This window comes from Sphingopyxis sp. (assembly GCF_036402335.1).
Taxonomy (GTDB): Bacteria; Pseudomonadota; Alphaproteobacteria; order Sphingomonadales; family Sphingomonadaceae; genus Sphingopyxis.
In genome coordinates this window covers 1-6,380 of record NZ_DASWTD010000289.1, presented here as the reverse complement: position 1 = coordinate 6,380, position 6,380 = coordinate 1, and the positions used below count along the sequence as shown (strand labels likewise).

Sequence of the window (6,380 nt, the reverse complement as noted above, 5' to 3'; positions counted from 1 at the left end):
CCGACGAGATACCAGAAGAAGACCGAGATCGCGAGCAGCGCGAGGCCCGCCACGAGCATGCCGGTGATCGCGCCCGCGCGAAACGCCATGGTAAGGCCCGCCTGCAGCCCGGTCTGCGCCGCCGCCGCGGTGCGGACGTTGGCCTTGACCGAAATGTTCATGCCGACGAAGCCGGCGACGCCCGACAGGACGGCGCCAATGAGGAAGCCCACGGCAGAAACCTCTCCGAGGAACCACCAGACGAGCAGCGCCACGACGACGCCGACGATGGCAATGGTACGATATTGGCGGCCCAGATAGGCCTTGGCGCCTTCCTGGATGGCGCCGGCGATTTCCTGCATCTTCTCATTACCCGCCGATGCACTGAGCACCTGCCGCGAGGTAATGAATCCATAGAGCACGGCCAAAAGGCCGCACGCTATCGCGATCAAAACCGGATTCATGCGTGACTATTCCTTCCCATGAGAAGGGCGACGCAGAAGATAGCAGTCGAGCACGTCCGACTTATTGATGCCGGTTCGCTCTCTCCCCTGATGCGACCGCCCCAAATTTGGACGCCGAGTTATGGGAAGAAAGAAAGCGACGCGCAACCCCGGTTATTCGGCGGTTTCGCGTGCTTTGCGCAGCGCATCCGGCGACCCGCCCCTTGCGTCCGCGCTGCGGGCCGCTTCCAGCGCCTTTCGCGCATCGTCCGCGGACTCGGTGTCCGGGTCGAGTTTCAGCGCCCGCTCCAGCAATTCGATCGCGCGCGCATTGTCGCGTCCGATGCCCTTGCCGGTCTGATAGGCCCGCCCGAGCGAGAAGCAGCTTTCGGCCTCGCCCAGTTCGCACGCCCGGTCGAACAATTCGAGCGCGCGCTGGCGGTTCCGGCGAACGCCGCGGCCATCGTCCACCAGCATCGCCAGATTGCCGCACGCCGATGCCTCGTCGGTCCGGCAGCTTTGCTCGAACAGCGCCGCAGCGCGTTTATAGTCGCGCGGCATACCGAGGCCGTCGCGATGGAGGACGCCGAGATTATAGCAGGCATGCTGGTCCTCGGCCTTGCAGGCGCGCTCGAAAAGCCGTGCCGCCCGCCGCTGGTTCGGCGCGACCCCCTTCCCGAGCGAATAGGATGCGCCAAGGTTCCCACATCCGTCCATGTCGCCCAGATCGCAAGCCTGCCTGAACAGCGCCGCGGCGCGCTTCGGATCCTCGGGAACCCCGTCGCCGCCGATGTAGGACAGACCAAGGTTCGAGCAGGCGGTCGTCTCGCCGGCATGACAGGCGAAGGCATAATAAGCGGCGGCCCGCTCGTGCGAGAGATCGACCCCCTTCCCCGCACCATAGGCATATCCAGCCATCGTACAGCCCGTCATGTCACCGAGGTTGCAGGCGCGCGCGAAAAACGGCGTCGCACGCGCGTCGTCCTTTGGAACACCGTCGCCCTCGTAATGGGCATAGGCGAGCCGGGTGCAGGCCCCGGCATCGTTCGCTTCGCAGTCGGCGGCAAGGTCAGCGGTACGATCGACGGGTTCGGCGCCGCCCGGCTGATCGGGATCGGCCGTCGGCACCTGAACTTCCTCGACCTGTGGCTCCGGCACCGCCTGCGCGGGGGAGGCCATAATCGAAAGGCAAGCGAAACAGATCGCCATCCTTGTCCGGGCAACGCCGCTGCGCCTGTTCCTTCGGTCGATCATCCCCGGACTTGTGCCCGCCATCGCACGGATTTCAAAACGAATTTTCCGGCTTCGCTATCACTGGTCCACAACCTAGTGCATGAAACCGAGACGATCGGGCAGCGCGATGCGCTGCGCGCGGTGAGTGAGCATGATGCCCTCGCCTACCCCGGCATGGCCGAGCGGGGTGACGGCGACGTTCAGTCCCGCCGCAATCTCGCGAATGGCGACCGCAGCGGCGGGATCGGCGGTGAACAGCAATTGATAATCGTCGCCAGCGGTCGCGGCGGCCAGCCGTGTGTCGAGCACATCGGGGCGCACCGCGAGCAGCGCCGCGGACAGCGGGATCGATTCGAGCATCAGGCCGAGCTGGCAGCCGCTCGCCTCGGCCATTCGCCGGGCGTCGATCAGCAGACCGTCCGACACATCCATCATCGCGTGAACGTGCGGAACGACCGCCTGACCAAAGGTCAACTGCGGTTGCGGCCGCTTGTACGCCGCGAGGCAGGTCTCGTTCGCGTCCTCCTGCCCCAGCCGCATCGCGAGCCCCAGCCCGGCGTTGCCGATCGTCCCGGTGACCCATATCTGATCCCCGGGCCGCACACCGCCGCGCGATGGCGCCCCGCCCGGCGGCGCACGCCCGATGGCGGTCAGGCCGAAACTGCGTGGTGCGCCTGTCGGTACGCGCACCGTGTCGCCGCCGAGCAGCAGGACACCGAAACGGCGGAGCACGAGGTCGAGACCTTCGACGAACGCTGCATCCCAGGCCTCGTCGCCGAGACTGTAACCGACGAGCACACCAACCGGCGCCGCGCCCTTGGCGGCCAGGTCGGACAGGTTCACCGCGACGAGTTTCCATGCGATGTCCTGCGGCGTGTCGTCGGGAAGGAAATGGATTCCCTCAACGATCATGTCGTGGGTGAGGACGAGCCCTTCCCACTCGGCGGCATCGTCGGCGAGCCCGCGCGCGGCAGGGTCGGTCGCGATGGATCGCAGGCGGACGATGAAATCGACTTCGCTCATCCGCCAAGCCTAGCCCAAGCTGCACCCCGGCGAAAGCCGGGGCCCAGAGCGGAATACGCCAAAGCTGATCCAAAACACGATGGGCCCCGGCGTTCGCCGGGGAACGGCGCGCTACTTTGCCCGCACATCCTTGCCGATCGCGTCGAGCAGACCGTTGGCGAACCCTGCCTCGCGCGCATCGAAGAACGCCTTTGCGACATCGACATATTCGCTGACGACCGCGCCGACCGGCACGTCGCCGCGCGCCATCAGTTCATAGGCGCCCGCGCGCAGGATCGCTTTCATCGTGCGATCGAGCCGCTCCATCGTCCAGCCGCTCGCCAGCCGCGCAACGATCGCCGCATCGATCTCTTCCGAACGCGCCAGCGCACCCTTCACGATATCGTCGAAAAAGGCGGTGTCGGCGTCGGCATATTCCGCATCCTCGATCGTCGCGCCGATGCGGTGCTGATGGAATTCATGGATCAGCTTGACGACGGGCGTCGCTTCCATCTCGTGCTGGTAGAGCGCCTGGACGGCGGCGAGACGGGCGGCGGAGCGGGATTGGGCGCGTTTGTTCATCGTTCTTTTCTTAGCTGAGACGCTGGCTGACCGAAAGCGCATGGGCGGGAAGCCCCTCGGCGCCCGCAAGCGCGACCGCCGCCGGGCCGATCGCGGCAAGGCTCGCCTCGTCGAGCGCAAGGAAGCTGGTACGCTTCATGAAGTCGGTGACCGACAGCCCGCTCGAAAAACGCGCGCGGCGGCCGGTCGGCAGCACATGGTTGGGGCCGGCGACATAATCGCCGATCGCTTCGGGAGTCTGGCGGCCGAGAAAGACCGAGCCGGCATGGCGCACCCTGGCAAAGAGCGCGTCGGCCTCGGCGGCATCGACCGCAAGTTCGAGGTGTTCGGGCGCAAGCCGGTCGCAGAGCGGGATCGCGTCGGCGAGCGTCGGAACGATGATCACCGCGCCATTGCCGGCCCAGCTCGCCTGCATCGTCGCCGCGGTACCGAGCGTCGGAATGATCGCGTCAACCGCTTCGGCGACAGCATCGGCAAAATTGCTATCGTCGGTGAACAGGATCGACTGGCTCGTGGGATCATGTTCGGCCTGGCTCAAAAGGTCGGCGGCAATGATATGCGGCGCGTTCTGCGCATCGGCGACCACGACAATCTCACTCGGTCCCGCGACCATGTCGATACCGACGACGCCGTATAGCTGACGCTTCGCCTCCGCGACCCACGCATTGCCCGGACCGGTGACGACATCGACCGGCGCGATCTTCCCGGTGCCAAAGGCGAGCGCCGCAACCGCCTGCGCGCCGCCGACGCGCCAGATTTCGTCGACCCCGCCGATATGCGCCGCCGCCATCACGACCGGGTTCGTCTCGCCGCCCGGCGTCGGGGTCATCATCACGATCCGCTCCACCCCTGCGACCTTCGCGGGAATGATGTTCATCAGCACCGACGAGGGATAGGCGGCGCGCCCGCCGGGCACATAGACCCCCGCCGCATCGACCCCGCGCCAGCGTGCGCCGAGACGTGCGCCGCTACTGTCGCGATAGTCGCGATCCTCGGGAAGCTGTGCCGCGTGATAGGCGCGGATACGGTCGGCGGCGAGGTTCAGCGCATCGCGCAGTTCGGGTGTCAGCGCGTCATAGGCGGCCGCACATTCCTGCTTCGAAATGCTCCAGCCGCGGGCGTCGAGGTCGAAACGGTCGAACTGCGCGGTATAGTCGGCGAGCGCGGTGTCGCCTTCGGCCTTCACCCGCGCGACGATCGCCGCAACGTCGGCCGACACGTCGAATGCGCTCTCGCGCCGATCATTGACCAGCGCGTCGAACTCCGCCGCAAAGCCGGGTGCGGAGGCGTCAAGCCGCTGCATCGCCCACCGCCTGACGGAATTTCTCGACGAGCGCCGGCACTTCGGCCGAGCGCAGCTTGAACGCCGCGCGATTGACGATCAGCCGCGCCGACACCTCGCTGATGATCGTCTGCTCAGCGAGCGCATTTTCGACGAGCGTCCGGCCTGTCGAGACGAGGTCGACGATGTGCGAGGCAAGGCCCAGCTTCGGCGCGATTTCCATCGCACCGTTCAGCTTGATGCATTCGGCCTGGATGCCCTGTGCTTCGAACCAGCGGCGCGTCGTGCCGGGATATTTGGTCGCGACGCGGATATGGCTTTCACCCAGCCCTGGTGGCGCGCTGCCCTCCGGCCCCGCGAGCGACAGCCGGCAATGACCGATGCCAAGGTCGACGGGGGCGTACAGCTCGCTGTAATCGAACTCGTCGACGACATCCGACCCGACGATGCCGAGCTGCGCCGCACCATGCGCGACAAAGGTCGCGACGTCGAAGGCGCGAACCCGGATCAGCGAGATATGCGGCTGGTTCGTCGCGAACACCAGCGCGCGGCTCTTCTTGTCGAAGAAATCCGCCGCGGGCTCGATGCCGACGCGCGCGAGCAGCGGCAGCGCCTCGTCGAGGATGCGCCCTTTCGGGATGGCAAAGGTGATCGGTTCGGGCATAAGCTCGCGCCCATAAGCATTGAAGGGAAAAAGGGCAATGAGCGAGCGCTACGACTTCGTCGACATGGCCGAAACCGGACGCGCCGCGGTCCGCACTGCCTTCGCCAATCAGGTGCTCTATTGCCGTGCCAACGACGCGCCGATCACCGCGCGCGTCGTTGCCGCGCTGGGGACATTGCTCGACAAGCCGGCGAGCGAATTCGCGCGCCGGATCGCCGACTGGAGAGGCGCCGCGCTCGCCGACGCGCTGCCGCTCCGCGCCGCCGGCGGGATCCACGCGCTGCACCTGTCGGGAACCGCGCACGAACTTGCGCCGGTCTATGCCGATGCCGAGGATATCAACGATGCCGCGATCGTCGCCGGTGTCGTCGCGCGGCACGAAGCGTCACTGCTTCCCTGGCTCGACGGCCCGCCGCAGACCAACGAGGCCGGGCGTTCGCCTAACTTCATCGCGGCGATGCTCTGGCTCGCGGACCAGGGCCTCCCGCCCCGCTTCGAGTGCCTCGAGATCGGGTCGAGCGCGGGCATCAACCTGATGATCGACCGCTACCACTATGACCTTGGCGGCGTGCAGGTCGGTCCGCAGCCGGGTGCAATGGCCTTTACCCCCGACTGGCGCGGCGACCACCCGCCGCAGCACAGGATCGATTTCATCGGCCTCAAGGGCTGCGACGTCGCGCCGGTCGATCTCTCCGACCCGGCGCAGGCGCTGCGGCTCAAGGCATACATCTGGCCCGAGCATCATATCCGCTTTGCGCGCATGGAAGCCGCGATCGCCGCTGCGACCAGGGAACCGCCGCTCCTGATCCGCGCCAACGCCGCCGATTTCGTCGAGGCCGAACTGGCGCGGCCGCAAGCATCGGGGACGACGCGCGTACTGATGCATTCGATCGTCTGGCAATATGTCCCCGCCGACCAGCAGGCGCGCGTCACCGCGGCGATGGAGGCGGCGGGCGCACGGGCAACCGCCGAACGGCCGCTCGCATGGATTGCGCTGGAAGCCAATCGGACGGTGCATCATCATGAGCTGGTGGTGCGTCACTGGCCCGGCGGCGAGGCGCCGCGCAAACTCGGCCATGCCCACGCGCATGGCGCCTGGATCGAGTGGCTCGGGTAGTTCCGGATCCTAAATGTCCGTTATGGGGTGCAGGGCTGCCGCTGCAACATTGCCCAAAGTTCAGTAAAGGTCAGCCTT

Annotated in this window: 7 protein-coding genes; 1 reads left to right on the top strand and 6 read right to left on the bottom strand. The window is 66.7% G+C overall.

Translation table 11 applies throughout. The annotated features are described in order from the left end of the window. From VGD20_RS09055 to hisG, 6 genes are all read right to left on the bottom strand, one after another. The coding region (locus VGD20_RS09055) for a sodium/proton-translocating pyrophosphatase (protein ID WP_331134130.1) at window positions 1-443 on the bottom strand (443 nt) is incomplete at its 3' end. A 153-nt stretch (window positions 444-596) separates the two neighbouring features. Further along, window positions 597-1,601, bottom strand: a complete 1,005-nt coding sequence (locus tag VGD20_RS09050; protein WP_331134129.1) for an SEL1-like repeat protein — start codon at window positions 1,599-1,601, stop codon at window positions 597-599. A gap of 147 nt (window positions 1,602-1,748) precedes the next feature. Continuing rightward, window positions 1,749-2,678: a thiamine-phosphate kinase gene (gene thiL / locus VGD20_RS09045; RefSeq protein WP_331134128.1), complete on the bottom strand. Its 930-nt coding sequence runs from the start codon at window positions 2,676-2,678 to the stop codon at window positions 1,749-1,751. 111 nt (window positions 2,679-2,789) lie between these two features. Continuing rightward, window positions 2,790-3,239: a transcription antitermination factor NusB gene (gene nusB, locus VGD20_RS09040; RefSeq protein WP_331134127.1), complete on the bottom strand. Its 450-nt coding sequence runs from the start codon at window positions 3,237-3,239 to the stop codon at window positions 2,790-2,792. A gap of 10 nt (window positions 3,240-3,249) precedes the next feature. Next, the gene (gene hisD, locus VGD20_RS09035) at window positions 3,250-4,542 is read right to left on the bottom strand and encodes a histidinol dehydrogenase (protein ID WP_331134126.1); all 1,293 of its coding nucleotides are present in this window, start codon (window positions 4,540-4,542) and stop codon (window positions 3,250-3,252) included. After that, a complete protein-coding gene (gene hisG / locus VGD20_RS09030) occupies window positions 4,529-5,185 on the bottom strand; it encodes an ATP phosphoribosyltransferase (RefSeq protein WP_331134125.1) in 657 nt (218 codons plus the stop codon). The genes hisD and hisG overlap by 14 nt, the downstream gene beginning before the upstream one ends. A 37-nt stretch (window positions 5,186-5,222) precedes the next feature. Here hisG and VGD20_RS09025 point away from each other — a divergent pair, with 37 nt between their 5' ends. Then, on the top strand, window positions 5,223-6,302 hold the full coding sequence (locus VGD20_RS09025) for a DUF2332 domain-containing protein (protein ID WP_331134124.1): 1,080 nt from the start codon (window positions 5,223-5,225) through the stop codon (window positions 6,300-6,302). The last annotated feature ends 78 nt before the right edge of the window (window positions 6,303-6,380 follow it).